The organism is Amycolatopsis sp. MtRt-6, assembly GCF_017308975.1.
GTDB lineage: Bacteria > Actinomycetota > Actinomycetes > Mycobacteriales > Pseudonocardiaceae > Amycolatopsis.
Genome location: NZ_JADWPD010000018.1, coordinates 88,139 through 112,345, shown reverse-complemented (window position 1 = coordinate 112,345; position 24,207 = coordinate 88,139). Strand labels below are relative to the sequence as shown.

General features: G+C 71.7%; 23 protein-coding genes. 12 read left to right on the top strand and 11 right to left on the bottom strand.

The window, feature by feature from the left end; translation table 11 throughout:
* Nucleotides 1-87 precede the first annotated feature (87 nt).
* The 5 genes from I4Q55_RS49415 to I4Q55_RS28020 all read left to right on the top strand — a co-directional run bounded on the left by I4Q55_RS49415 (nt 88) and on the right by I4Q55_RS28020 (nt 5,966).
* Nucleotides 88-855, top strand: a complete 768-nt coding sequence (locus I4Q55_RS49415) for a hypothetical protein (RefSeq protein ID WP_242546871.1) — start codon at nt 88-90, stop codon at nt 853-855.
* Nucleotides 856-898: 43 nt separating this feature from the next.
* Complete coding sequence (locus tag I4Q55_RS28035; RefSeq protein WP_206791757.1) at nt 899-1,675, top strand: metalloregulator ArsR/SmtB family transcription factor; 777 nt, start codon at nt 899-901, stop codon at nt 1,673-1,675.
* Nucleotides 1,676-1,885: 210 nt separating this feature from the next.
* Nucleotides 1,886-3,043 carry an EfeM/EfeO family lipoprotein gene (locus I4Q55_RS28030; RefSeq protein WP_206791883.1) on the top strand — a complete coding sequence of 386 codons (1,158 nt, stop codon included), beginning with the start codon at nt 1,886-1,888 and terminating at the stop codon, nt 3,041-3,043.
* Entirely contained in the window at nt 3,040-4,299 is a 1,260-nt protein-coding gene (locus I4Q55_RS28025; protein WP_206791756.1) for a Dyp-type peroxidase, read from the top strand. Before I4Q55_RS28030 ends, I4Q55_RS28025 begins: the two co-directional genes overlap by 4 nt.
* 44 nt (nt 4,300-4,343) lie before the next feature.
* Nucleotides 4,344-5,966: a phospholipase C gene (locus I4Q55_RS28020; RefSeq protein WP_206791755.1), complete on the top strand. Its 1,623-nt coding sequence runs from the start codon at nt 4,344-4,346 to the stop codon at nt 5,964-5,966.
* A 96-nt stretch (nt 5,967-6,062) separates the two neighbouring features.
* Here I4Q55_RS28020 and I4Q55_RS28015 read toward each other — a convergent pair whose 3' ends face one another.
* The 5 genes from I4Q55_RS28015 to I4Q55_RS27995 are packed head-to-tail and all read right to left on the bottom strand — an operon-like array spanning nt 6,063 to nt 10,037.
* On the bottom strand, nt 6,063-6,458 hold the full coding sequence (locus tag I4Q55_RS28015; protein ID WP_206791754.1) for an ATP-binding protein: 396 nt from the start codon (nt 6,456-6,458) through the stop codon (nt 6,063-6,065).
* On the bottom strand, nt 6,455-6,811 hold the full coding sequence (locus tag I4Q55_RS28010) for an STAS domain-containing protein (protein ID WP_307793321.1): 357 nt from the start codon (nt 6,809-6,811) through the stop codon (nt 6,455-6,457). The genes I4Q55_RS28015 and I4Q55_RS28010 overlap by 4 nt, the downstream gene beginning before the upstream one ends.
* A 34-nt stretch (nt 6,812-6,845) precedes the next feature.
* Nucleotides 6,846-7,286 (bottom strand): response regulator, encoded by a 441-nt coding sequence (locus I4Q55_RS28005; protein ID WP_206791753.1) that lies wholly within the window; start codon nt 7,284-7,286, stop codon nt 6,846-6,848.
* Entirely contained in the window at nt 7,283-8,845 is a 1,563-nt protein-coding gene (locus I4Q55_RS28000; protein ID WP_206791752.1) for an ATP-binding protein, read from the bottom strand. Before I4Q55_RS28000 ends, I4Q55_RS28005 begins: the two co-directional genes overlap by 4 nt.
* Nucleotides 8,835-10,037, bottom strand: coding sequence for a PP2C family protein-serine/threonine phosphatase (locus tag I4Q55_RS27995; protein ID WP_206791751.1), 1,203 nt, complete (start codon nt 10,035-10,037; stop codon nt 8,835-8,837). Before I4Q55_RS27995 ends, I4Q55_RS28000 begins: the two co-directional genes overlap by 11 nt.
* Nucleotides 10,038-10,229: 192 nt before the next feature.
* Here I4Q55_RS27995 and I4Q55_RS27990 point away from each other — a divergent pair, with 192 nt between their 5' ends.
* The gene (locus tag I4Q55_RS27990) at nt 10,230-10,586 is read left to right on the top strand and encodes a hypothetical protein (RefSeq protein WP_206791750.1); all 357 of its coding nucleotides are present in this window, start codon (nt 10,230-10,232) and stop codon (nt 10,584-10,586) included.
* Nucleotides 10,587-10,591: 5 nt separating this feature from the next.
* On the opposite strand, the gene I4Q55_RS27985 is transcribed toward I4Q55_RS27990, so the two are convergent.
* The 3 genes from I4Q55_RS27985 to I4Q55_RS27975 form a co-directional block, all read right to left on the bottom strand.
* Nucleotides 10,592-11,929 carry a DUF2252 domain-containing protein gene (locus I4Q55_RS27985; protein WP_242546869.1) on the bottom strand — a complete coding sequence of 446 codons (1,338 nt, stop codon included), beginning with the start codon at nt 11,927-11,929 and terminating at the stop codon, nt 10,592-10,594.
* Nucleotides 11,930-11,963: 34 nt separating this feature from the next.
* Entirely contained in the window at nt 11,964-13,028 is a 1,065-nt protein-coding gene (locus tag I4Q55_RS27980; RefSeq protein ID WP_206791749.1) for a DUF6801 domain-containing protein, read from the bottom strand.
* Nucleotides 13,029-13,091: 63 nt separating this feature from the next.
* A complete protein-coding gene (locus I4Q55_RS27975) occupies nt 13,092-14,303 on the bottom strand; it encodes a DUF6801 domain-containing protein (protein ID WP_242546868.1) in 1,212 nt (403 codons plus the stop codon).
* A gap of 334 nt (nt 14,304-14,637) precedes the next feature.
* Here I4Q55_RS27975 and I4Q55_RS27970 point away from each other — a divergent pair, with 334 nt between their 5' ends.
* Nucleotides 14,638-15,201 (top strand): hypothetical protein, encoded by a 564-nt coding sequence (locus tag I4Q55_RS27970; RefSeq protein WP_242546867.1) that lies wholly within the window; start codon nt 14,638-14,640, stop codon nt 15,199-15,201.
* The gene (locus I4Q55_RS27965) at nt 15,198-16,379 is read left to right on the top strand and encodes a lipase family protein (protein WP_206791747.1); all 1,182 of its coding nucleotides are present in this window, start codon (nt 15,198-15,200) and stop codon (nt 16,377-16,379) included. Before I4Q55_RS27970 ends, I4Q55_RS27965 begins: the two co-directional genes overlap by 4 nt.
* Here I4Q55_RS27965 and I4Q55_RS27960 read toward each other — a convergent pair whose 3' ends face one another.
* Nucleotides 16,380-16,979 carry a hypothetical protein gene (locus I4Q55_RS27960; RefSeq protein WP_206791746.1) on the bottom strand — a complete coding sequence of 200 codons (600 nt, stop codon included), beginning with the start codon at nt 16,977-16,979 and terminating at the stop codon, nt 16,380-16,382.
* 38 nt (nt 16,980-17,017) lie between these two features.
* On the opposite strand from I4Q55_RS27960, the gene I4Q55_RS27955 reads away from it, so the two are divergent.
* Nucleotides 17,018-17,539, top strand: a complete 522-nt coding sequence (locus I4Q55_RS27955; protein ID WP_206791745.1) for a GtrA family protein — start codon at nt 17,018-17,020, stop codon at nt 17,537-17,539.
* On the opposite strand, the gene I4Q55_RS27950 is transcribed toward I4Q55_RS27955, so the two are convergent.
* Nucleotides 17,429-18,142 carry a GNAT family N-acetyltransferase gene (locus I4Q55_RS27950; RefSeq protein ID WP_206791744.1) on the bottom strand — a complete coding sequence of 238 codons (714 nt, stop codon included), beginning with the start codon at nt 18,140-18,142 and terminating at the stop codon, nt 17,429-17,431. The two genes, I4Q55_RS27955 and I4Q55_RS27950, sit on opposite strands and share 111 nt — an antisense overlap.
* Nucleotides 18,143-18,198: 56 nt before the next feature.
* On the bottom strand, nt 18,199-19,395 hold the full coding sequence (locus tag I4Q55_RS27945) for a helix-turn-helix domain-containing protein (protein ID WP_206791742.1): 1,197 nt from the start codon (nt 19,393-19,395) through the stop codon (nt 18,199-18,201).
* A 190-nt stretch (nt 19,396-19,585) separates the two neighbouring features.
* Here I4Q55_RS27945 and I4Q55_RS27940 point away from each other — a divergent pair, with 190 nt between their 5' ends.
* The 3 genes from I4Q55_RS27940 to I4Q55_RS27930 all read left to right on the top strand — a co-directional run bounded on the left by I4Q55_RS27940 (nt 19,586) and on the right by I4Q55_RS27930 (nt 24,105).
* Complete coding sequence (locus I4Q55_RS27940; protein ID WP_206791740.1) at nt 19,586-20,785, top strand: helix-turn-helix domain-containing protein; 1,200 nt, start codon at nt 19,586-19,588, stop codon at nt 20,783-20,785.
* A gap of 743 nt (nt 20,786-21,528) precedes the next feature.
* Nucleotides 21,529-22,884: a helix-turn-helix domain-containing protein gene (locus I4Q55_RS27935; RefSeq protein ID WP_206791739.1), complete on the top strand. Its 1,356-nt coding sequence runs from the start codon at nt 21,529-21,531 to the stop codon at nt 22,882-22,884.
* 24 nt (nt 22,885-22,908) lie between these two features.
* Nucleotides 22,909-24,105 (top strand): helix-turn-helix domain-containing protein, encoded by a 1,197-nt coding sequence (locus I4Q55_RS27930; RefSeq protein WP_206791738.1) that lies wholly within the window; start codon nt 22,909-22,911, stop codon nt 24,103-24,105.
* Nucleotides 24,106-24,207: the final 102 nt, after the last annotated feature.

The following is a 24,207-nucleotide window of genomic DNA, read 5'->3' as shown; positions in this document are numbered from 1 at the left end:
CGGCTGTTTTTCGGCGCCGTGGCCGGAACGTTGCTTTTGCTGGCGACGGCGAACACGGGTAACGCACAAGTTCCACCGTCGGTTGGTTTGAAACCGTCGACCGGACCTGCGGGCAGTTCATTCACCATTTCCTGGAACGGTTTCCCCGCCTGCCGGGCCATCAATTTCTTCTGGGCGGGCACGCTCCTCGGCACGAAGGTCGCCCCCGCGGTCAGCGGGCAGTTCCCCACCGCCGCGCCCGCCGACGCGAAGCCGGGCTCCTACACGGTGACCGCGACGTGCACGAGCCAGAAGCAGACCGCCGGCGGCACCTTCGTCGTCACCGGCACCCCCACCACCACACCCCCGCCGCCGGTGACGACCACGCCGCCCCCGCCGGTGACCACCCGGCCCGCCCGGCCCGGCACCACGACGACCCCGGCCACCCCGACCACCACCCCGCCGCCGGCCACGAGCACGCCACCCACCACGACTCCGCCGGTCACTCCCGGTGTCCCCACCACGTCCAGCACGGCGCCGAAGCCCGGCGAACTGGTGCTCGACCGGCCGAGCATCAAGCCGGGCGAGACGCTCTCGGCGTCCGGCAAGGGCTGCCGGCCGAGCCGGATGGTGACGCTGATGTCCGGCGGCAACGAGGTCGGCACCGCCTACACCGACAGCACGGGTTCCTTCACCGCGCCGGTCGAGTTCACCCGCATCGAGGCCGGTCAGCACACCGTGGTCGCCGAGTGCGGGGTGCGGCTGACCGGCGCCGTCGACCAGGTCGTGACCCGCTCGTCCGGCGGGCAGACCAGCACGCTGGTCATCCTCGTGTTCTTCGTCCTCGCGAGCGTCACGGTGATCCGCTTCCGGTGATCCCCGGTTGACATGCAGCCATCTGGCTGCCTATCGTCGCGTCATGGACGAGGTCTTCAAGGCGCTGGCCGACCCCAGCCGTCGGCAGCTGCTGGACGTCCTCAACGAGCGAAACGGCCAGACCCTGCGCGAGCTGTGCGCGGGGCTGGACATGGCCCGCCAGTCGGTCAGCAAGCACCTGGCCGTGCTCGAGGCGGCCGGGCTGATCACCACCACCCGGCGCGGCCGGGAGAAGCTGCACCACCTCGACGCGGCGCCGATCAACGCGATCGCCGAGCGCTGGATGACCCGCTACGACCGGCGGCGGGCCGGCGCGCTGGCCGACCTGAAACGAGCACTGGAGTCCACACCGATGAACGATTTCGCGTACACCACCTACATCAACACGACCCCGGAGAAGCTCTGGCAAGCGCTTACCGATCCGGCGTTCACGAGCCAGTACTGGGGCGTCTCCTTCGAAACCGACTGGAAAAAGGGCTCGCCGATGACGTGGGTCGAAAGCGGCGCGAAAACCGCCGGCCCCGAGCAGGTCGTGCTGGAATCGGAACCGTTCCGACGGCTCTCCTACACCTGGCACACTTTCACGGCGGATTGGGCGAAAGCCAACGGCATCGACGAGGAAACGCTTTCGAAACTGCAGGGTGAGAGCCGGACGAAAGTCACGTTCACCATCGAACCGCACGGGGAAATGGTCAAGCTGACCGTGCTTCACGACGGGTTCGACACCGGCAGCACGGCACGGGAGATGTGTAGCCAGGGTTGGCCCGCGCTGCTGTCCAGCCTGAAGACGCTGCTCGAGACCGGCGCCCCACTGCCCTGACCTGCGTCAATCGGTCGAATTTCCCGAACCCGACAGATCTGGCACAAAGAAACGTCTGATTCCTCCCCATTTCGTGGGCGTCCGGCTGAAGTCCGGGTGAATTTCGCTCGTTCGACAGGATCCGATGCGGTTTTCCGCGCGTTAGGCTCGCATAATCCGTGATCGGTGATGGTCCGATCGAGTGACGGGAGTGTGGGCGTGCCGGGGTCAGTGCGTACCCGCTGGATCGTGGTGGCCGTGGTCGTGGCCGCCGCGGCGGGAGCCGTTGTGGCGTTCTGGCCGGACAGCGCGGCGGCCGGCGACCCCGAGATCGCGGTGTCGCGCTCGGCGTGCGGCACCGGCTGGACGGACCCCAGGCCGGGGCCGCAGACGTTCCGCCTGCACAACACCGGGTCGGTGCCGGCCGAGGTCGACCTGATCGACCCCGCGACCGGCGTGATCTACGGCGAGGTCGAGGGCCTCGGCGCGGCGACGACCCGGCCGTTGCAGGTGAACCTGGGCAACGGCAGCTACGCGTTCCGCTGCCTGCCCGAGGACGCGGGCGCGATCGTCGGCCCCGCGGTGCGGGTCACCGGCGGTGCCGAGCGGACCGGGCCGGGCGTCGCGCCGGTGACGCACGACGACCTGCTCGGCCCGCTCAAGGCCTACCAGCAGCACGTAACGGCGGGACTCGGCGAGCTGGTCGCGAACACCGGCGCGCTGAAGAACACCGTCCACGGCGGCGACCGCGCGGCGAGCCGGGCGGCGTGGCTGACAGCGCACCTGACGTACGAGCGCCTGGGCGCGGCCTACGACGCGTTCGGCGACTCCGACGGCGCCATCAACGGCACGGCCGACGGCCTCCCGGGCGGCGTGACCGACCCCGGTTTCACCGGCTTCCACCGCCTGGAGCAGGGCCTTTGGCACGGCGAGGACATGGCGGCGCTGGCCGCCGTCGCCGACCAGCTCGACACCGACGCCCGCGCGTTGCAGACGTCCTTCGCCGGCAGCCAGGTCGACGGGAACGACCTCGGGCTGCGCGCGCACGAGATCATGGAGAACACGCTGCAGTTCGAACTGACCGGCCGCACCGACTACGGCAGCGGCACGAACCTGGCCACGGCCCGCGCGAACCTCGACGGCACCCGCGCGGTGCTCGAGGTGCTGCGGCCGCTGCTGACGCCGAGGTACCCGGACCTGTCCAAGGTGGACAGCTGGCTGAACCGGACCCAGTCCGCTTTGGACGCGGCCCGCCGCCCGGACGGCACGTGGCTCCGGCCGGCCGAGCTGAGCCGGGACCAGCGCCAGAAGGTGAACGCGGACGTGAGCGAGCTGACGGAACTGCTCGCCCCGATCGCGGCGATCGCCGAGCCGAGGAGGGTCTCGTGACGAACTCACCGCACGAGAACCGGCCCGGCCCGCGCGCCGAGCCTTCGCACGCCGCCGGGGGTGCCGGCCTCCCCCGCCGGTCCTTCCTCCGCCGGGCCGCGATGGGCGCGGGTCTCACCGTCGCGGCCGGAGCCGGGCTCGGCGCGTCCTCCGCGAGCGCCACCGACAGCACCTCGCCCGTCCCCTTCCACGGTCCCCACCAGGCCGCCATCCTCCGCAAACCGCCCACTCAGACCATCGTCGCCTCCTTCGACGCCGTCGCCGAGTCCAAGGCCGAGCTCACCGACCTCTTCCGCGCGATCACGGATCGGGCGCGGTTCCTCACCGCCGGCGGGGCGCCCGCCGCGCTGGGCATCACGGCGCCGCCCGCCGACTCCGGTGTGCTCGGGCCCGTCGTGCCCGGCAGCGACCTCGGCGTCATCCTCGGCGTCGGCGCGAGCCTCTTCGACGACCGGTACGGGCTCGCGAAACTCAAGCCCGCCAAGCTGAAGCCGATGGCGACGTTCCCGAACGACGCCCTCGACCCCGCCCAGTGCCACGGCGACCTCAGCCTGATCCTGTCCGCGAACGACACCGACACCGTCCTGCACGCGCTGCGGGACATCGCGCGCGCCACCCGCGGTGGCATGCAGCTGCGCTGGAAGCTCAACGGCTTCACCTCGCCGTCGCGGCCGGACGGCGCGCCACGCAACCTGATGGGCTTCAAGGACGGCACCGCGAACCCCACCGGGTCCGAAGCAGACAGTCTGGTGTGGACGACCGGGGAACCCGCCTGGACCGCGGGCGGCAGCTACCAGGTCATCCGGCTGATCCGGATGCTCGTCGAGTTCTGGGACCGGGTTTCGCTGGCCGAGCAGGAGAACATGTTCGGCCGCCGCCGCGACACCGGTGCCCCGCTCGACGGCACGGCGGAGACCGACGTCCCCCGGTACGCCGACGACCCGATCGGCAGCGTCATCCCGCTGACCAGCCACATCCGGAAGGCGAACCCGCGCACCCCGGAAACCGACGCCAGCCGGATCCTGCGCCGCGCCGTCAACTACGACCGCGGCGTCGACAGCAACGGCAACCTGGACATGGGCCTGCTGTTCGTCTGCTACCAGCGGGACCTGGAGCGCCAGTTCGAGGCCGTCCAGACGCGGCTGGCCGACGAACCCCTGACCGACTACATCTCCCCGTTCGGCGGCGGCTACTTCTTCGCGCTGCCGGGCGTCACCGGCCCGGACGACCACTTCGGGCGCGCTCTGCTCGCGTGAGAGCGCTCTTGAAGAATTTCAGCCCACCACGAAAGGAATCCACAGTGGACAGAAAGACGCGACGGCGACGGCGCGGCCTGCTCGGCGCCGGGGCAATCGCTTCGGTGGCCGTCCTGGCCGTCGCCACCGGATCCACGGCGAGCACCGCCGACGCCCAGCCGCTGCACCCGGTCCCGGCGCAGTGGATCCCGACGACGACCCCGATCAAGCACGTCGTGGTCATCTTCGGCGAGAACATCTCGTTCGACCACTACTTCGGCACCTACCCGGACGCGGCGAACACCGACGGCACCCCGTTCACCGCCGCGCACGGCACCCCGAAGGTCAACGGCCTCGACAAGAAGCTGCTGACCGAAAACCCGAACGCCTACAACCCGAAGCGGCTCACGCCCCAGCAGGCGCTGACCTGCGACCAGAACCACAACTACGGCGCCGAGCAGGCCGCGTTCAACGGCGGCAAGATGGACGAGTTCGTCGAGAAGACCGAGACGGACAAGTGCACCGGCCAGCCGATCCTGTTCGGCGAGCCCGGCCTGGTGATGGACTACTTCGACGGCAACACCGTCACGGGCATGTGGAACTACGCCCAGCACTACGCGATGAGCGACAACTCGTTCAACACGGTCTTCGGCCCGTCGACGCCCGGTGCGCTCAACCTGATCTCGGGCCAGACCCACGGCGGCCAGGCGGTCGACCCGGTGACGCACGAGCCGGTCAGCGACTCCTACGTGGTGTCTTCGCCGGACGCGAACGGCGTCGGCACGGTCATCAACGACCCCGACCCGGCGTGGGACGACTGCTCGGGCAAGAACCACACGAGCAAGGACAACCTGGCCACGATGCACGGCCGCAACATCGGTGACCTGCTCAACGAGCGGCACGTGACGTGGGGCTGGTTCCAGGGCGGCTTCCGCCCGACCGGCGAAGCGAACGGGTACGCGGTGTGCGGCCAGACCCACACGAACGTGGGCGGCAACGCGGTCGTCGACTACAGCCCGCACCACGAGCCGTTCCAGTACTACCCGTCGACGGCGAACCCGAAGCACCTCCCGCCGTCCTCGGTGCAGGCGATCGGCCAGACCGACCGCGCCAACCACCAGTACGACATCGCGGACTTCAACGACGCGCTGCAGGCGGGTTCGATGCCCGCGGTGAGCTTCCTGAAGGCCCCGGAGTACCAGGACGGCCACGCGGGTTACTCGGATCCGCTGGACGAGCAGCAGTTCGTGGTCAGTGAGATCAACAAGATCCAGCAGTCCCCGGAGTGGCGCTCGACGGCGATCGTCCTGGCGTACGACGACTCGGACGGCTGGTACGACCACCAGAAGTCCCCGATCGTCAACGGCTCGCACGACGCCGCGCAGGACCAGCCGATCTGCACGGCCAAGGCGACGACGGCCGGCACGTACGCCGACCGCTGCGGCTACGGCCCGCGCCTGCCGCTGCTGGTGGTTTCGCCGTTCAGCAAGGTCAACCACGTCGACCACACGCTGACTGACCAGACATCGGTGCTGAAGTTCATCGAGGACAACTGGTTCACCGGCCGCATCGGCGACTCGTCGTTCGACGCGCGCGCCGGCTCGCTCAACGGGATGTTCGACTTCTGGTGGCCGAAGGCCCGGAAGGTCACCCTCGACCCGAAGACCGGAGCCGTGGTCCACAGCTAGCCCGAAGCGCCCCAATGTGGCCTTCGGTGCGTTGAACGCACCGAAGGCCACCTTGGGTGCGTTGAACGCAACCAAGGCCACATTGGGGCGCTCGGGTCAGAGGTCCCAGGTCAGGGTCACCACGGTGCCCTGCTCACCGGACGCGATGTCCGCGCGGTCGGCACTCGCCCGCAACAACAGCAACCCCCGGCCCCGCAACGAAACCGGGCGGGGGTCCGGCACCGGGGTGCGCCACCGGCCGTGGTCGGTGATCACCACCTCGAGCCGCCCGGGCCGCACCGCGGCGTCGACGTCGACCACGCCGGGCTCCGCGTTGTCGTACGCGTGGTCGGCCACGTTCGCCAGTGCCTCGTAACTGGCCAGCACGATGTCGCCCGCCCGGTCCGCGTCGACCCCCGCCGCCAGTACCCATGCCATCAGGTCGTGCCGGAGACGGCGGAGGGCGTCCGGCGAGGCCGGTACTCCGTGGCAGCGATACGGTTCCGGCGTCATGTGAGTGCTTCGTCGACGGTCGGGTGGACACCGATCCACGTGTCGAGGCCGGTCGTCTTCAACGGGCCGGACGTCACCGGGGAATCGCTCACCACGCACAACGCGCGCTCGGCCAGCCTGCGGTGGGCCGCCGCGAGCACCTGCAGCCCCGCCGAGCAGAAGAACGTCACCTCGCGCAGATCGACCACCAGCTTCTCCGGCCCGCTGGCCAGCACGACGTCGACGACTTCCCCGAACTCCGGCGCGCTGACCAGGTCGATCTCCCCCGCCACGGCCAACACGGCGGCCCGGCCACGCCAGTCGAGCGTCACCGCCAGGTCGGTTGCGGGCAGGTCCGGCGTCGAAGGGGTCACGGCCTCCCATCGTGCCGCACTCCCCGCCAAACGGCTACCGGGGCGGGAGTTTCACCACCGTCACCCAGAAATCGTCGATCTTCCGGACCACCTCGACGAACTTCTCGAAGTCGACCGGCTTGGTGACGTAGGCGTTGGCGTGCAGTTCGTAGCTGCGCAGGATGTCCTCCTCCGCTTCGGACGTCGTCAGCACGACCACCGGGATCGTGCACAGCGCGGGGTCCTGCTTGATCTCGCCGAGCACCTGCCTGCCGTCCTTGCGGGGCAGGTTGAGGTCGAGCAGGATCAGCCCCGGCCGCGGCGCCCTCCCGAACGGCCCTTCCCGCTTCAGGAACCGCAGCGCCTCGACGCCGTCCTCCGCTACGTGCAGCGGGTTGCGGATCTTGTGGTGCGCGAACGCTTCCCGGGTCATCAGCACGTCACCGGGGTCGTCCTCGACGAGCAGGATGTCGATCGGGGCGGGTGCCTCCGTCATGCGGTCCCCTCGCTTTCGACAGCCGGCAGGGTGAAGCGGAACGTCGTGGCTTCGGCCTCGGTGTCGAGCCAGATCCGGCCGCCGTGGTACTCGACGATCCGGCGGCACAGGGCCAGCCCGATGCCGGTGCCCGGGTACGCCGAGCGCGTGTGCAGCCGCTGGAACAGCGCGAACACCCGTTCGGCGTACTCGGCGTCGATGCCGATCCCGTTGTCCACCACGGAAAACACCCAGCCGGCGCCGTCGCGCTCGGCGGTGACCCGCACTTCCGGCGGCGCCTCGCCCTTGAACTTCAGCGCGTTGCCGATGAGGTTCTGGAACACCGCCGTCAGCAGCGCCGGCTCGACGCGCACCTCGGGCAGGTCGCCACGGCTCACCTTGCCGCCGCTCAGCGAGAGCGCGACCTCCAGGTTCGCGATGGCGTCGTCGACCAGCGCGCCCGCGTCGGCCACGACGTGCTCGCCCGGGTTCCGGCCGACCCGCGAGAACGCCAGCAGGTCGTTGATCAGGGTCTGCATCCGCTTCGCGCCGTCGACGGCGTACTCGATGTACTGCTCGCCGCGCTCGTCGAGCAGCCCCTGGTACCGCCGCTGGAGCAGCTGGCAGAAGCTGGCCACCTTCCGCAGCGGCTCCTGCAGGTCGTGCGAAGCGACGTAGGCGAACTGTTCGAGGTCGGCGTTGGACCGCTCCAGCTCGCGCGTGCGCCGGTCCAGCAGGGCGGTGGACTGCTCCGCCTCCCGCGTGCGCCGGTCCAGCAGCGCGTGCGCCCGCTCGAGCTCGGCGACCTCGTCGAGGATGCGCTGCCGCATCGCCTCGACGTCGGCGCCGAGCTGCGCGATCTCGCGCGGCCCGCTCCCGTGCACCGGGTGGTGGACATCCGCGTCGGCGACGCGGCGGACCTCGCCGGCCAGCCGCAGGAGCGGTCTCGTGATGACCTGCCGCAGGCCGAAGAGCAGCATCGCGAACAGCAGCAGGACCAGCACGGCGACGGCGACGAACATCGCGTTGAGGAAGCTCGCCGCCGCGTTCAGCTCGGCGCGGCCGTCGTCGCGGATCACGGTGAGGTGGTCGAGCTGGGTGTCGAGCGCCCGGCGCACGTCGACGAACAGCGTCCGGCCGCGTTCGACCTGGTCCGCGGTGACCGGGGGCGCGCCGGGGGCGATGGTGGGGGCGGCCGCGGCCTGCCAGGCGGTGGCCGCCCGGACCACGGCGTCGAGGTCGTCCCCGATCCGGGTGCCCGTGGTCGCGCCGAGCTGCCGCAGCTGCGCGACCGCGTCGGCCTGCGCGCGGACCCCGTCGGTGTAGGGGACCAGGAACGCCGGCTGCCGGCCGAGCTGGTAGCCGCGGACCCCGCTTTCCTGGTTCAGCAAGGCCGTGGACAGCTGGGTGGCGGCCAGGCGCTGCGGCGCGATCACGTCGAGCAGGTGGGTCCGGGCCGCGGTGAGGTTGTTCAGCGCGACCCCGGCGGCGACCAGCGCGGCGACCAGCAGCACGGTCTCGACGACGGCGAGCAGCGCCAGGCTGCGGCGGATGGGCCGGCCGGGTGCGTCACTGCTCATCGGCGGCGGCTTCCGGGTCGTGGCGGAGCAGGGCGAGGGCGACGTCGTCGTCGAGCGGACCGGAGTTGAGCCGTTCGGCCCGGGCGATCAGCTCGTCGAGCAGGGCCCGGCCGTGCAGCCCGGTCTCGTGCTGGATGTCGAGCACGAGGGCGGCCATCCGCTCGTGGCCCAGCCGCTCGGACCCGGCGCCGACGCGGCCCTCGAACACGCCGTCGGTGTAGAGCAGCAGCGACCACCCCGGCTCCAGCGGCACTTCCAGCGAGTCCCACTTCGCGCCTTCGACGACGCCGAGCGGGACGCCGAGGCGCTCGCCGGAAAGCAGGTGCCCGTCGCCGGGGGTGAGCAGCAGCGGCGGCAGGTGCCCGGCCAGCGACAGGCGCAGGGATCTTCGGTCCGGCGCGACGACGACCATGCAGACGGTGGCGAACAGCGGCTCGATCCGCTCGTGCACCAGGACCCGCTCGACCATGCTCAGCACGTCGGGCATCGGCAGGCCGGCCATCACGAGCGAGCGCCACGCGATCCGCAGCGCGACACCGAGCGCGGCCTCGTCCGGGCCGTGGCCGCAGACGTCGCCGATCATCATGTGCACCGTGCCGTCGGCGAGCTCGATGGCGTCGTAGAAGTCGCCGCCGAGCAGGGAACCGTTGCGGCCGGGCCGGTAGCGGGCGGCCAGGTCGAGGTGCGGGTCGCGCAGCAGCGGGCTGGGCAGCAGGCCGCGTTCGAGCCGCGCGTTCTCCCGCGCGAGCAGCTGCTGCTGGAGGAACTGCTGCTCGACCTGCTCGGCGCGCTTGCGTTCGCGGGCGAAGCGCAGCGCCTTCACCAGCAGCGGGCCGTCGACCTGGTCCTTGACGAGGTAGTCCTGCGCACCGGCGGCGACCGCGGCCACGCCGGTGGCCTGGTCGTGCTGCCCGGTCAGGACGACCACCGCGACCCCGGGCGCGTGCTGCCCGAGCTTGGTCAGCCCGTTGAGGCCCATCGCGTCGGGGAGCTGCAGGTCGAGCACGACGCAGTCGGCGGTGAGCGGGCCGCTGAGCGCGGCCTTGAGGGTCTCGACGCGTTCGAGCGCGTACGGCACCGCGGTGTCCGCCAGCATCTCCTCGACCAGCAGCGCGTCGCCGTCGTCGTCCTCGATCAGCAGCACCCGCAGGCGCGTGCGGGGATCCCACGATGAGTCGAGCGCGGCGGTCACCGGCGTCTCCCGTTCGGCTGCTCTTGAGCCAGACATCCAGACGATCAACCCTAGCGGCACCGGCGACGCCTACGGCCGCGAAACCGGTCCCACCGGGGTAGCGTTTTATAGCACCCCGATGTGACACCGGGTCGATAACGGTTCGGGTGACTTGCGTGCCGGAACCGGGCATAACGCGCCTACGCTGCGCGAATGGCCCGGTCAGCCGCACTCGCCTGGTGGGGTGCGACGGCGTGCTGGTTCCTCGGGACGCTCGCCGGCCGCCTGACGGGCAGCCACACGGCGATCACCGGAGCCGTCCCGCTGCCGGTCGCGGTGCTCGTGTTCGCGCTCTGCGCCGGCCTCTGGGCGCTGCTCGTCCACGGCGCGTACCGGGGGCTGCGAGGCGCTCGTGTGGTGCTGGCGGTCGTCGGCGGGCTCGGCATCGTGGGCCTGGTGGCGCAGCTCGTCGGCGACGTCGTGACGCGCAACGTGGTGCACGGCGGGTTGTTCCTGGCCGCGCTGGTCCTTTCCGGAGCCGGGTTCACGGTGATGTTCCGGGACCGCTGAGCCGTTCAGAAGAGGGGGCGGCCGGTGTTCTTCGCGGTGACGTACGCCTGCCAGTCGCCGGTGACCTGGTCGGCGTAGCTCGCCGCGAAGGCCCGGGTCTCGGCTTGCAGCCCGGTGACGGACGTGATCGCGCCGTCGATCGCCGCGTCCGCCGAGTAGGTGAGCCCGGTGCCGGCGATGTCCTGGTCGGCGCGGGAATGCGCGGCGGCGAGGAGCCTGCCGATGTCCCGGACCGTGTCGTCCCAGCTCGCCGACGTCGTCAGGTCGCCGATCTTCAGGTCTTCGGCGAACGGGGACTTCTCCTTGACCAGCACCGCGGTGCTCCCGACGTTCGCCCAGCCGGCGAGCGGGTCCGACTGGTTCGCCAGCCAACGCAACGCCAGCGCCGGACGCTGTCCGCCGATGAGCGTGGTCGCGTTCGGCGCGAGCGGCTTCGGCGCCGGGTCGACCTCCTGCTTGAGCTCGAGGATCCGGTCGTCGGACGTACTCGTCGTGGTGCCCTCGACGAGGACGTACCAGCGGAACCGGCCGAGGCTGCCGGTCCCCGCGCCGATTCGCCGCCGCACGTCCTTCACGACGGCTTCGGAGGCCTTCAGCGGCTTGCCCGCGGTGGTCCGGTACGCCGCGACCGCGGCGGCGAGCTGGGTGCGTGTCGCCTCCGGAACGGCCTGCAGCCGGGGATCGGCCTTGAAGTGGCCGCCGGTGGTCCACTTCGCGAGCAGGTCGGCCCGCTTGTCGCCGGCGGCCTCGTCGATCAGGTCCCCGACGAGGCCGGAGGTGTTGCCCGACGTGAGCCGCCAGCTCGCTTCGTCGTCGGTGCCGTGGAACTTCGCGATCCACTGCGCGTATTCGGCGACGAGCGTGTCGACGTCGGTGGCGATCCGGCTCGCGCTGCGGCCGCCGGCCCGGCCGGCGAGGACGATCGACACGGCTTCGCGGCGCAGGTCCCACGTCCACGAACCGCGCCAGGCGTCGTCGGTGTCGGTGATCGCGAACTGCGCTTCGGTGTCGGCGCCGCGATCGGCACCGGTGTTCTCGAGGTGCGCGTCGCCGGTCAGCCACACGTCACCGCCCGCGGTCGCGTACGCGGACGGCGGCAGCTTGCCGAGGTCGCGGTAGAAGAGCGGTGACGTGCCCCGGAAGAACGCCCACGCGCTCGACGCGAGCGTCTGCGTGCGCAGCGTCAGCTCGTCGTCGGTCGCGCCGCCGTTGAGGACGTGCAGGGCGTGGTCCCGGTCGTGGATCACCGTCACCGGGTCGCGGCTCAGGCCGGCCGCCTCCCCGGGCGCGGCGGTGGCGAGCAGCGTGACAACGACCAGAGTCCCCACAGCGGTTCGGCGCATTCCCCCACCTCTACCCGCCGGAGGTGAGCGGCAGTCAGCGCGCGGTCAACGTCAGGGCGAACGTGTTCCCTCCGCCCTGGAGCAGCGAACTCAAGTACGCCGTGAACGCGCCACACCCGGTCAGCGGCGGGATCGTGTACGTCCCGGTGACCGGCCCGCCCGTCGCCAGGGCGAAGCCGGGCCCGGTCCGCAGGTCGACCGGGACGGGCGCGCTCGCCCGGCACCCCGCGTCGGCGACCGGCAGGCCGAACAGCGTCACCTGCGGCACGGCCAGCGCCAGCTTCGCGTGCGCGACGAACCCGCCGTCGCCGAGTTCGCCCGCCTGCGGGCCGTCCGGGCCGAACTGCAGGTCGGCCGTCCCGGGGACGAACCCGAACGCCTTGAACTCCGCCCGCGTCCGGTCGAACGCCGCCGTGAACGCCGGCACCGCGAAGGCGCCCGCCAGCGGCGCGGTCGCCCCGAGCGCCTTCAGCGTCGTCGAGCCCGTGACGCCGTAGTCGTGCGAAGCGGCGCCGCCCAGGTCGAAGCTCAGCAGCACCGGGTCCTGGCCCGGGTCGAGCGTGCAGTCCGAGGTGAACGAGCCGAGCCCGGTGTACGAGCCGTCGGCCTTCTTCGGCGTGAGCCGGGTGCTGAAGTTCCCGATGGTGAGGGTGGTCTTTCCCGCGTTCGGCAGCCGGACGGGCGGGACCGTGCCGGACGCGCTCGTGGTGAACGCTCCCGACGGCGGCACCGCGGTCTTCGCCACCGTCAACGGCAGGCCGAGCGGCAGCGTCAACGGACCGTTGGCCAGCGTCACCCCTGCGGACGCCGTCCCTTCGATGCTCGCCGCGCCGACCAGGGCCAGGCCACGGGTGGACTTGTCCGGCACCGTCACCGCGACCGCGAGGTCCGCCGTCGTGAAGGTGCCGCCGGGCGCGGCCGGCACGTCGAACGCCGCCTTGATCTCCACGTCCAGCTTCTGCAGCCCGATCAACGGGAACGGGCAGGTGAAACCCAGCTTCTTGGCGATGGGCGTCGACGCCGGCGCGGGCGTGGCGACGGCGACGGTGCCGGCAAGAGCGAGCACGCAGGTGGCGAGCAACGACCGGGCGATCCGCACGGGCTTTCCTTCCAGGGCATGGCACCGGCCCCCGCCGCGGCGCGGCGGGGGCCGGCAGATCGGTCACTTCTTGGCGAGCACGAGCTCCAGCGAGTTGCCGTCGCTCTTCGCGAACCCGCTGATGATGTCGTTGAACGAGCCGCAGTTCTGCAGCGCCGACAGCGAGTAGGTGCCCGAAAGCTTGCCGCCCTTGAGCAGGTCGAAATCGGGGCCGGTGGTCATCTCGCTGGTCGACGGGCTGACCGTGCCGCACTTCGGGTCGGTGCTGATCGGGATGCCGAACAGGGTGACCTTGGTGAGGAACGTGTCGAACTTGATGTGCGCCTTGAAGCCGGTGCCCACCAGCTCCCCGGTCTGCGGGCCGTTCTGGACCACCTTGACGTCCGAGCTGCCCTGCAGGAAGCCGAACAGCTTGAAGTCGGTGTGCGTCGGGTTCAGCTGCAGGTTGCCGGTGAACGTCTTGGCCGACAGGTTGACGTCGGCGTCGAACGAGCCGCTGATCGGCGCCGTGCTGCCGAGCGACTTCAGCGCCGTCTGCCCGGTGATGCCGAAGGAGTACTTGATCCCCCCGCCCGGCGGCGTGGTCGTGGGCGGGGTCGTCACCGGCGACGTGGTCGTCGGCGGCGTGGTGACCGGCGGGGTGGTCGTGGGCGGGGTCGTCGTGCCGCCACCGCCGTTGATGGTGATCGTGGCGAGGGTGTTGTTCTGGCCGCTGTCCTGCGTGCAGGGCGCGTCGATCGTGCCGTCCGGCGTGATGCCGGTGACCGAGCCGTCGGCCTTGCGCGGGGTGACCTTGAGGTTCAGGTCGCCCACGGTGATCTTCGCCTGGCCGGCCTGGGTGAACGTCAGCGACGGCGTCTTGCCGGCGGCGTTGATGGTCATCTCGCCCGAGGCCGGGATGTTCGTCTTGTCCAGCGTGATCGGCACGCTGACCGGCAGGTTGAGGCTCGGCGCGGCGACGGTCGCGCTCGCGGTGGCGGTGCCCTCCAGGGTCGTGGCGCCGATCAGGCTCAGGCCGCTGACGGTGTCCGCGTTGATCGTGGACACGGCCTTGATGTCGAACGCGCCGGTCGGCTGTCCGGTGTTCACCGTGGTCGGCAGGTCGGTGTTGATCACCACCTTCAGCGACTGCGAACCCACCAGCGGGAAGGTGCAGTGGTAGTTCAGCGTCAGCGAAATCGGGTCGGCGGCGCTGGTCTGCGCCCCGGCGACGAGCGCGGTGGCGACGAGCCCCGCCGCACCCGCGGCCGCGGCGGCCGCGACCGTTTTCTTCATGCCTCTTGGGTGACTCACGATGGTCCTTCCGTGTATCAACAGTGATACGAAACGGCCCGCTATTCGAGAATCGCGACCGGACCGTAAGCTAACGAGCACGGCTGGCACCGATCAAGGGCTTTCGGTAAAAAGGCCACACAAGCACCGCAAATTGTCACACCGGCACGCCACCCGGCCCGGGTTCCTAGCAGGACACGGATGGTTTCCGCAGCACAGAGGCATCACCGAACCGCTGACGCGCGTAACAAATCTCCGCAGCGGAATGTTGACGCACGTGCCAACCGGCCATTCCCTTCTTGCTCGCGCACAACCGCGGCGCGTAGCTTCGAAACCCATGAAAAGAATGCACAGCGGAGTGCTCGCAATGGCGGCCGCCGCGCTTCTGTCGTGCGCCGCGTGCGCTTCGGACACCCCGCCCGACCCGGGACGGCACGCCGACCCCGCGGCACTCGCCTGGGCCGACAAGGTGTGCACCGGGGTGGCGGCGGGCTCGGCGAAGCTGGCGCAGCCGCCCGCCGTCGACGACGCCGACCCGGCGAAGACCCGGGACGCGATGGTGGACTTCCTGGGCCGCCTCGGTTCCGCACTGGAGGACATGGCGGGCGGCCTGCGCACGGCCGGTGTCCCGCCCGTCCCGGATGGACAGTCCGTTGTGGACAAAGCCACCGGCAACCTCACCGAGACGCGGGGCAAGCTCGCCGAGACCAAGGCCAAGATGGAGCAGGCGAAAGTGGTCGACCAGCCCAGCCTGCGCCAGGTCATCTCCGAAGCCGACGCGACCATGGGCAAGCTGGCCGATCCCGAAGGCCCGATCAAGGACCTCAAGGCCAATCCGGAGCTCGACCTGGCCTTCAGCGAGTCCGCGACCTGCAAGCGCGTCTACGGGACCGGCGCGTGACCGCCCGCCGCGTGCTCGCCGTCGCCGTGGCACTGGCCCTGACCACGGCTTTCGCCCCCGCGGCGGCGGCCGCCGAGCCCGCCCCGCCGGGCGATGCCTTCTACGTGCCGCCGTCGCCACTGCCCGCGGGCAAACCGGGTGACGTCATCCGCTGGCGGCCGTCGCACGCCGGCCCGCGCCAGGCGACGGTCGACGCGTGGCAGGTGATGTACCTGTCCACGAACGCGCTGGGGCAGCCCGACGCCGTGACCGGCACCGTGCTGGTGCCCAAGAACGCCGACCGCGCGACCGCGCCGATCGTGGCGTTCGCCCCGGGCACGCACGGGCCGGCGTTCGAGTGCACGCCGTCGAAGATGATCGACATCGGCGCCTTCTACGAACAACCCGGCCTCGACGACCTGCTCGACGCCGGGTACGCAGTCGCCGTCCCGGACTACGAGGGCTACCGGCCGGCACCGAAGACGACGTACGTCGTGGGCCGGTCCGAGGGGCCCGCGGTGATCGACGCGGTCCGCGCGGCGCAGCGGCTCGGCGCGGCCGGGCTGTCGACGTCGGCGAAGGTCGTCTTCCGCGGGTATTCCCAGGGTGGCGGCGCCGCGGCCTGGGCGGGCGAGCTGCAGCCGTCGTACGCGCCGGAGCTGAACCTCGTCGGCGTCGCGGCCGGCGGCGTGCCGGCCGACCTCGTCCAGGTGACGCTGCAGCTCGACGGCAAGTTCGGCTTCGGCGTGTTCGCCTACGCGCTGCTCGGTCTCGACCAGGCCTATCCCGAGCTTCGGCTGGACTCGTTCCTCAGCGACAACGGGCGAGCGAAGCTGGCCGAAATGCAGCAGAGCGCGTGCACGTTCGAGCTGCTCACCACGTACGCGAACCAGAAGATCGCGGACTACACGACCGGCCCTGGCTACATCAAGCCCGCGTGGGTGGCGCGGCTGAACGAGAACAAGCTCGGCGGGACGCCGCCGCGAGTGCCGGTGTTCCTCTACCACGCGACCGGCGACCAGCTGGTGCAGTTCGCGCAGGCCGACAGCCTGCACAAGGCGTACTGCGCGGCCGGGGTCCAGGAAACGTGGAAGACCTACGACACCGACCACATCACGCTGGTCTACACCGGCAACGCCGACGTCCTGGACTTCGTGCGGGACCGGATCGCCGGGAAGCCGGCGACGACGAGCTGCTGATCAGCGGTTCCGGCCGCCGTGGGGGTGCTGCTGCTGCCACGAGCTCATCACGGCGCTGACGTACTCGCGCCACTGGTCCTCCGGCGACGCCGAGGTCGGCGTCGGCTCGTCCCGCGCGGGCTTGCGCCCGGCGCCGGCGGGCGCGCTCGTGGTCTCGACCGTCGTGTGCCGGACCTCGGCGGTCAGCGGCGGCGGCGCCGCGGAGGCACTCATCGTCTCCACGGCTTCGCTGGAGGTCGGCGGCGGCGAGACCGGGGTGGGCGCGCCGGGCGGCGGCACGGCGGTCCCGCCCACCTGGTGCGGCTGGAGCAGCACGACGGCGGCCAGCCCGAGCCCGACGGCCGCGCCCGCGGCCAGGACGTACGGCTTCGCGCGGCGCGACCGGTCGGCGGGCGGCGCCTCCTGGGGACGTTCGGCTTCGGCTTCGGCCGCGGCCAGCTCGGCGTCGAGCACGGCCAGCGGATCGTGGGCAGGTTCGGTGGCCGGCTCCTCGGCGAGCTTCGCGTCGAGCTCACCGCGGATGATCAGCGGCCTCGTCTGCGAAAGGTCCACCAGTTCGGCGACCGAGGGGAGCTCGTCCTCACCGCCTGTGCGTGCCATCGAAAACCTCCACCCGTTCGGCGTCACCTGGAGGAACCATGCCCGAGCTGTTCCGGTTCACCGTCGTCGGCTTGGCCGCGTACGGGGTCACCCTACTGGGCGACTACAGCCTGAAGCTCACCGTGTTCCGGGACAAGCCCGTGACGGCCCTCGCGATCGCCACGATCGTCTCGACGGCGTTCGCGTACCTGCTGTCCCGGCGCTGGTCGTTCGCGGGACGCGGCAAGCACCGGCAGCTGCGCGAGGCGACGCTGTTCTTCGCCGTCAACGCGGGCGCGGTGGCCGTGAACCTGGTGCCCGCGCTGGTGTCGCGGTACGTGCTGCACTTGGCGGTGCCGCACGTCGGGTACCTGACGCAGGAAATCGCCGACTTCGTCGCCGGGATGCTGCTGGGCACCCTCGCGGGGACGGTGTTCCGCTGGTTCGGGTACCGCCGGTGGGTGTTCCCGTCAGCGCCACCAGTTCGCGTCACCGAGGTTGGCGAAGCCGAGCTTCTCGTAGAGCGGCCGGCCGGAGCGCGAGGCGGTCAGCGTGACGGGCACGTCGTCGAAGTGCCGTAGCACCGCGTACATCAGCGCGCGCCCGACGCCCTGGGAACGGTGCTCGGGCATGGTCGTCACCCAGTAGACGCCGCCGACGCCGCCGTGGGCCATGGTCAGGCAGGCGCCCTGGTCGCCCTTGCGGAAGAACGCGGTGGCCCGGTCGAGGAGCTCGGGCGGGAAGACGGTGCCGGGCCGGTGGGGCTGGTACTCCTCGAGCGGGAAGCCGTGGACGACCATGTCCTCGGCCCCGGCCAGCTCGGCGGGGGTGGTGACGCGTTCGACGTCGGCCGGGCTTTCGGGCGTGGCGCCGGGCTCGCGGGCCATGACCGGCAGTTGCCCGGCGGTCATCCCGAGGTCCGTCAGGTCGAGCACCCGGAAGGGATCCTCGACGACGACGGCCCGCCCCTCGTCCCGGCGCTTTCCGGCGAGCGCGGTCAGCTCCCGGGCGGCGGCGTCGCCGGGGGTGCCGGTCCGCAGCATGATCCGGTAGCGACGGCCGTCGATCGCGGTGAACGCGGGGTGCTCGAGCACGTCGTCACCGCGGGCCCGGGCGAGGGTGGTCCACATGGCGACGGCGTTGTCGCAGGCTTGCCGCAGCCGCTCGGTGAGCAATCCGGTCATGTCGGGCAGCCTAAAGCCGGAGCGGGGTCCTTCGCGGGCGTTTCCGGAGAAGGCGGTCAGCCTTGGCCCGGCAGGGCGCGCTCCGCCAGCAACGCCAGCTCCAGCCGCAACCGCTCCGCCGGATCGTCCAGCCTCGCCCCGAACAACTCCGCCAGCTTCTTGAGCCGCGCCCGGATCGTCTGCGGGTGCAGGTCGAGCAGGCGTCCCAGCTCGGGTGCGCTGCCGCGGGTCCGGACCAGGGCCAGGAGCGTCTCGGCCAGCTGCTCGCGGCGGCGTCCGGTCAGTCCGGACAGCGGCGCCAGCGTCGTCGAGGCCAGCTGGGCGACCAGGAACTCGTCCGCGAGCAGCAGGAGCGTCGTCACGTGGTCGCGGCACCAGATCACCGGGCCCGGGGCGTCGAGGAGACCGCGGGCGGCCAGGTCGACCGCGCGGCGGGCGATCCGGAACGACTCGGCTGCCTCGGCCACCGGGACCAGCGGGCCGACCGCCGCCGTCCAGCCCGGTGGCAGGCCCGTCAGGTCGATCAGGTCGATGTCCGGGGCCGGCGTCAGCGCGGCCGGCGGGTCGCCGGCCGGGTCGGCCGGGACGTGCTCCGGGAGCAGGCCGGGCGGGAACTCCGGGGCACCCGGCAGCGCCCGGAACGCCACCGCGGCCACCCGCTCGGGCACCGGCAGCCCGGACGCCGCGAGCAGACCGTCCACATCGGCCGGCGTGCGGCCGCCGAGGAGGGCGCGCAGCAGGCGGCGGTGCCGTTCGCCGGTGCCGGACACCGCGGCCTCGGCGGCGCTGTACCCCTCGGCGACGGCCGCCATCGACGTCTCGACGTCGGCGAACATCCCTTCGGCGGCGCCGTAGAGGACGTCGCCGGACAGACCCGCTTCCCGCGCGATGTCGGCGATCCACCGCCAGGTGACCCGGCTCGACACGCGCACTGTCGCCTGCACGGCCTCGCGGCTGAGGCCATTGTGGAACGCTTCGCGTCCGTGGCCGCGGAACTCGGCCAGCCGGTCGGCCTGCCACAGCGCGGGCGTGCCGACGCGGTCGACGTCACGCTCGATCCCGCGCCGCGCCAGCTCGATCGCGGTCGCGCGGCCGGGGCCGCCGCCGAATCTCGCGGAATATTCCGGAATCTCGGCGGCGATCGCGTCGACGCAGGCCCGGGCGATCTCCGGGATCCGCGGGCGCACCGCGACCCCGAGCGCGTGCGGCAGCCGGGACCACACGGAGCTGTCCGAGGCAGCGGAACCGCGCATGGGGAATTCAGTCCTCCACTCGGGAATTGGCACCGCGGAAATACCCCACCATCTGCCACGGAGCGTAGAACGCGCACCCGTCCGTGTCAAAAGGACGTGTCAGCGTCACCCTTTCCGGGAACGGATCGTTGATTTTTCAGTCACACATGCGTCCGATACGCTCGCCGCACACGCACTCGAAGGGGGATTCGTGGTCGAGTACCGCAGCTTTCGCCTGCTGGCCTCGCTGCCGCGCGCGCTGGGCGCGGGCCTGCGCCCGCACGTCGGGCACGCGGCGGCCTCGATGATCCAGGAGGTGCAGCGCACGGTCCCGGCCTACGGGCAGCCGCTCAAGGGCGTGTTCGGCAAGGTGCTGGTGAAGAGCGTCGAGTTCGCGGTGCAGCACTGCGTCGATTCGATGGGCGAGCCGTCGCTGTCGCACGGGCACTGGGTCGAGTTCTACCGCGGCCGCGGCCGGATCGAGTTCACCGAAGGCCGCAACCTCGACGCGTTGCAGGACAGCGCGACGATCGGGGCCAGGGTGGCGTGGCGGGCCATGCACCCCGCGGTGGTCGCCGCCGGGGTCGACCCGGCCGTCATCTCGGTCGCCGCGGAGGCCATCTTCGCCTACGTCGACGAGCTGTGCGCGACCGCGATCGAGGGCTACCAGGAGGCGCAGGCCGAGGCCGAGGGCGCCGTCCCGGTCCGCCGGAGGCGGCTGCTGGAGCTGATCGCCGGCGCCCCGGAAGGCGCGGCGAGCAGCATCGCCGGCCTGGCGGGCGGCGCGGGCTGGCCACTGCCGGAGACCGCGGCGATGGTGGCGCTCGAACGCGGCCCGGACGCCGCGGACTTCCCCGCCGACCTGCTCGGCGACGGCGTCCTGGCCGACCTCGACGGCCCGCAGCCGTACCTGCTGACCCGCGACCCGGACGCCGAGCTCGCGCCATTGGCGGCCAAGCTCGACGGCTGGCGCGCGGCGGTCTCCCCGACGGTCCCGCTGGCCGACGCCCCGGCGGCGTTGCGCACGGCGCGGCGGGCGCTGCTGCTGTCCGGACCGGACGTCCCCGGCCCGATCATCTGGTGCCGCGACCACCTGGCGACGCTCTGGCTGCTGGCCGAGGACTTCCTGGCGGCCGAGCTCGCCCGCCAGAGCCTGGACCCGTTCGAGTCGCTGGGCGAGAAGCAGCGCGACCGGCTGAGCGAAACCCTCCTGGCCTGGCTGGAGACCCGCGGCGGCGCGCCGGAGATCGCGCAGCGGCTGGGCGTGCACCCGCAGACGGTCCGCAATCGCCTGCGTCAGCTGGAGGAGCTGTTCGGAGACCGGCTGAAGGACGCGGACGACCGGCTGGGCATGCAGCTGGCCCTGCGCGCGCAACGCCTGATGCGCGCCCACCGGCCACCGGAGCCCTGACCGGCCCGGCGCCCCGCGGCTCACCAGCGCCCCAATGTGGCCTTGGTTGCGTCCAACGCACCGAAGGCCACATTGGGTGCGCTCAACGCACCGAAGGCCACATTGGGGCGCTCGGGACCGGCTCACGCACCCGGTCGAGCACGCGGACCGGCATCGGCAGCACGCGCCGCCAGGACCGGCGTCCCCGCCACGAGCGCGGTGGCCCCAGGTGAACGAAATGGAAACTCGCGCGGCAGGACATCAGCACGTCCGGTGCGTCATTGCGACCATGCCTCCGAGGATTACCGGATACCGCCGGAATGTCGATACGCATTCCCGGTGACGCCGCCAAAACCCGCACGCGCCGCCACCTTTCCGCAATCCTTCTTGTCACGGGTGTCCGCGAGAAAAGGACCCCCGCCCCGCCGGACGGCCGCTTGACCGCGCCGGAAAACGTGAAACACTTTCCACGCGACGCCACCCCAGGCCCCTCCCGCACGAGACAGCGTCCGTCACGCGGCTGACAACCCGCCGCCAGGCCCGCCGGAAAAGTTGTCACGCGCGCACCACCCGGGCGCACCGGAAGTGTCACGTCCTCTCGCGCCGTTCCACCCGTTCGGGTGTAGTCCGGACGGGTTACCGCAAAGTCAGCGGAGAACCCGTTGACAGTGCCGATCGCGCGAAATTATGTTGCCTGAGCCACAAAAACCGGATCGGCGTCCCCGCCGACGAGGCCGATTTTGTTGCCAGCAAGGATAAAACACATGACCGACGTGGACACCGGATTCGCCGTCACCGCCCTGCGGGCCGGTCGGCCGAACCCCGGCGAGCGCACTCCCGGACCGGCCTACCGGCAGCAGTCCGTGTCGGCCGACCGGCCCCGGCCCGCCTACCCGCCCGCCCCGCGCACCCCGGCGGATCCCCGGCACGGCCGCGCTTCCGGCGCGATCGGGCTGTGGGCTTCCCTGCCCCGCGAGCTGGCGATCCGCTTCAAGCCGCGGGTCGACCCGCTCGCCCGCGCCATCCTGCAGGAGGTGCAGCGGGCGGTGCCCGAGTACCGCCAGCCGCTCGAAGGCGCGTTCGGGCACATCATCACGCAGGGTGTCCGGCAATCGATCATCCAGTGCCTCGACAGTGTCGGCACCCCCGGTGCCGTGCCGCTCGAGACGTGGACGACCGTGTTCCGCAACCTCGGCAAGATCGAGTTCAACGAGGGCCGCAGCCTCGACTGCCTGCAGACGGCCTACCGGGTCGGCGGGCGCGTCGCGTGGCGGCACATCAGCGAGTTCGGGCAGGCCGCCGGCGTCTCCGCGGACACGCTGTGCACGAGCGCCGAAGCCATCTTCGCCTACGTCGACGAGATCTCGGCGCTCTCGATCGAGGGCTACACGGCGGCGCAGACGCGCGCGGCCGGCACCCGGGCGCGCCGCCGGAGACGGCTGCTGGAACTGCTGCTCGCCGACCCGCCGTCCGCGCCGCAGACCATCACCGCGCAGGCCGCCACGGCGCAGTGGCCGCTGCCGGCCGAGGTCACCGTCGTCGCCCTCGAACCCCGCGCCGACCAGCACAGTCTCGCCGCGCCCGACCTGCATTCCGACGTCCTCGTCGACCTCGAGGGCAGCGAGCCGTGCCTGGTCACCGGCGACCCGGACCGGCACCTGCGGAACCTCGCCGAGCGGCTGCCGGGCTGGCGCGCGGTGATCGGCCCGGCCGTGCGGCTCACCGACGCGCCGCGGTCGCTGCTCTGGGCCCGCCGCACGCTGAAGCTGCTCCAGCGCGGCGTCCTGCCGGACGCGCCGGTGACGCGCTGCACCGATCACCTGTCCACGCTGTGGCTGCTCGCCGACGAGTTCCTCGTCCGCGAACTCTGCGCACGCAGCCTGCAGCCGTTCAACGACCTCACGCCGAAACAGCGGGCGCGGCTCGGCGAGACACTGCTGATCTGGCTGCAGTCCCGCGGCAGCGCGCCCGAAATCGCGAAGAAGCTCAAGGTGCACCCGCAGACCGTCCGGTACCGCATGCACCAGCTCATCGATCTGTTCGGCGACCGGCTCAACAACGCCGACGACCGGCTCGACATGGAGATCGCGTTGCGGGCGGAGGCACTGCTCGGTTCCTGACTCCCTTCAACGACGAGGTGAGGCATGACGGGATCGCCCGTCGAGACGGCCTTCGGGCCGATGCTGAGCGGCGACGGACGGCCGGGACAGCTGTGGGCCATGCTCCCCCGCGAGCTGGCCGCGGTGTTCCGGCCGCGGCTCCTCGACGTCGCCGACGAGGTGCTGCGCGAGATCCAGCGGACGATCCCGGACTACGCGCGGCCCCTCGACGGCGCGTTCGGCAAGGCGCTGCGGGCCGGCGTCCAGGCGGCGATCCTGCAGTTCATCGACCGGATCGCCGCCTCGGGGCCGGTGCCGGACGAGCGGCGCCAGGTGTTCGTCGGGCTCGGCGTGCACGAGCTCGCGCAGGGCCGCAACCTCGACGTCCTGCAGGCCGCCTACCGGGTCGGCGCGCGGGTGACGTGGCGGCGGATGGCGGAGGTGGGGACGCGCGCGGGCGTCCCGTCGGCGACGCTGTGCCTGCTGGCCGAAGCGATCTTCGCCTACATCGACGAGCTGTCCGCGCTGTCGATCGAGGGGCACGCGGCGGCCCAGGCGCGGGCGGCGGGCGCGTTGGAACGACGGCGGCGACGCCTGCTGGACCTGCTGCTGGCCGACCCGCCGGCGCCGTCACGGACGGTGCAGGAAGCCGCGACGGCGGCGGAGTGGCCGCTGCCGCACCGGCTCGTCGCGGTGGCGCTCGACGGGCCCGCCGACGTCACCGGGCTCAACGCGCTGGAAGACCTCGAGGACGGCACCCCGCGGTTGTTGCTGCCGGCCCCCGCGGACCGGCGCGCGCTGACGGCGGCCCTGGCCGGCCACCGGGCGGCGGTGGGCCCGCCGGTCCCGCCGCGTCAGGCGGGCCGGTCGCTGGCGACGGCGCAGGAGGCGTTGCGGCTGGTGACGGCGGAAGTCCTCCCGGACGAGCCGCTGACCTGGTGCGAAGACCACCTCGCGACACTGTGGCTGCGCAAGGAGCCGTTCCTGGTGACCGAGGTGTCCCGCCGTCGTCTGGCGCCGCTGACAGCGTTGACCCCGAAGCAGTACAACCGGCTCGCGGGCACGTTGCTGGCGTGGCTGGAGACGTGCGGCAACGTCCGCGAAGTCGCCGAGCGCCTCGCGATCCACCCCCAGACGGTCCGCGCCCGCGCCCAGGAGTTGGAGACCCTCTTCGCCGACCACCTCCGCAACCCGGACGACCGCTTCGAGATGATCCTCGCCCTCCGCGCCACCCTCCCCTGACGCCGTGTCGACTCCCCAATCACGTGTGATGCCCCTTCAATCACGCGTGATGCCCGCTCAATCACGGATGATGCCCCTTCCCGCCCGGGCAGCCGGTGTGCG

Excerpts from the sequence above, each read along its gene's own strand:
- I4Q55_RS28035 (WP_206791757.1), top strand. The coding sequence starts at position 899 with ATGGACGAGGTCTTCAAGGCGCTGGCCGACCCCAGCCGTCGGCAGCTG.
- I4Q55_RS28015 (WP_206791754.1), bottom strand. The coding sequence starts at position 6,458 with ATGACGCCGGAACCGTATCGCTGCCACGGAGTACCGGCCTCGCCGGAC.
- I4Q55_RS28005 (WP_206791753.1), bottom strand. The coding sequence starts at position 7,286 with ATGACGGAGGCACCCGCCCCGATCGACATCCTGCTCGTCGAGGACGAC.
- I4Q55_RS28000 (WP_206791752.1), bottom strand. The coding sequence starts at position 8,845 with ATGAGCAGTGACGCACCCGGCCGGCCCATCCGCCGCAGCCTGGCGCTG.
- I4Q55_RS27990 (WP_206791750.1), top strand. The coding sequence starts at position 10,230 with ATGGCCCGGTCAGCCGCACTCGCCTGGTGGGGTGCGACGGCGTGCTGG.
- I4Q55_RS27985 (WP_242546869.1), bottom strand. The coding sequence starts at position 11,929 with ATGCGCCGAACCGCTGTGGGGACTCTGGTCGTTGTCACGCTGCTCGCC.
- I4Q55_RS27975 (WP_242546868.1), bottom strand. The coding sequence starts at position 14,303 with ATGAAGAAAACGGTCGCGGCCGCCGCGGCCGCGGGTGCGGCGGGGCTC.
- I4Q55_RS27970 (WP_242546867.1), top strand. The coding sequence starts at position 14,638 with ATGAAAAGAATGCACAGCGGAGTGCTCGCAATGGCGGCCGCCGCGCTT.
- I4Q55_RS27960 (WP_206791746.1), bottom strand. The coding sequence starts at position 16,979 with ATGGCACGCACAGGCGGTGAGGACGAGCTCCCCTCGGTCGCCGAACTG.
- I4Q55_RS27955 (WP_206791745.1), top strand. The coding sequence starts at position 17,018 with ATGCCCGAGCTGTTCCGGTTCACCGTCGTCGGCTTGGCCGCGTACGGG.
- I4Q55_RS27950 (WP_206791744.1), bottom strand. The coding sequence starts at position 18,142 with ATGACCGGATTGCTCACCGAGCGGCTGCGGCAAGCCTGCGACAACGCC.
- I4Q55_RS27945 (WP_206791742.1), bottom strand. The coding sequence starts at position 19,395 with ATGCGCGGTTCCGCTGCCTCGGACAGCTCCGTGTGGTCCCGGCTGCCG.
- I4Q55_RS27935 (WP_206791739.1), top strand. The coding sequence starts at position 21,529 with ATGACCGACGTGGACACCGGATTCGCCGTCACCGCCCTGCGGGCCGGT.
- I4Q55_RS27930 (WP_206791738.1), top strand. The coding sequence starts at position 22,909 with ATGACGGGATCGCCCGTCGAGACGGCCTTCGGGCCGATGCTGAGCGGC.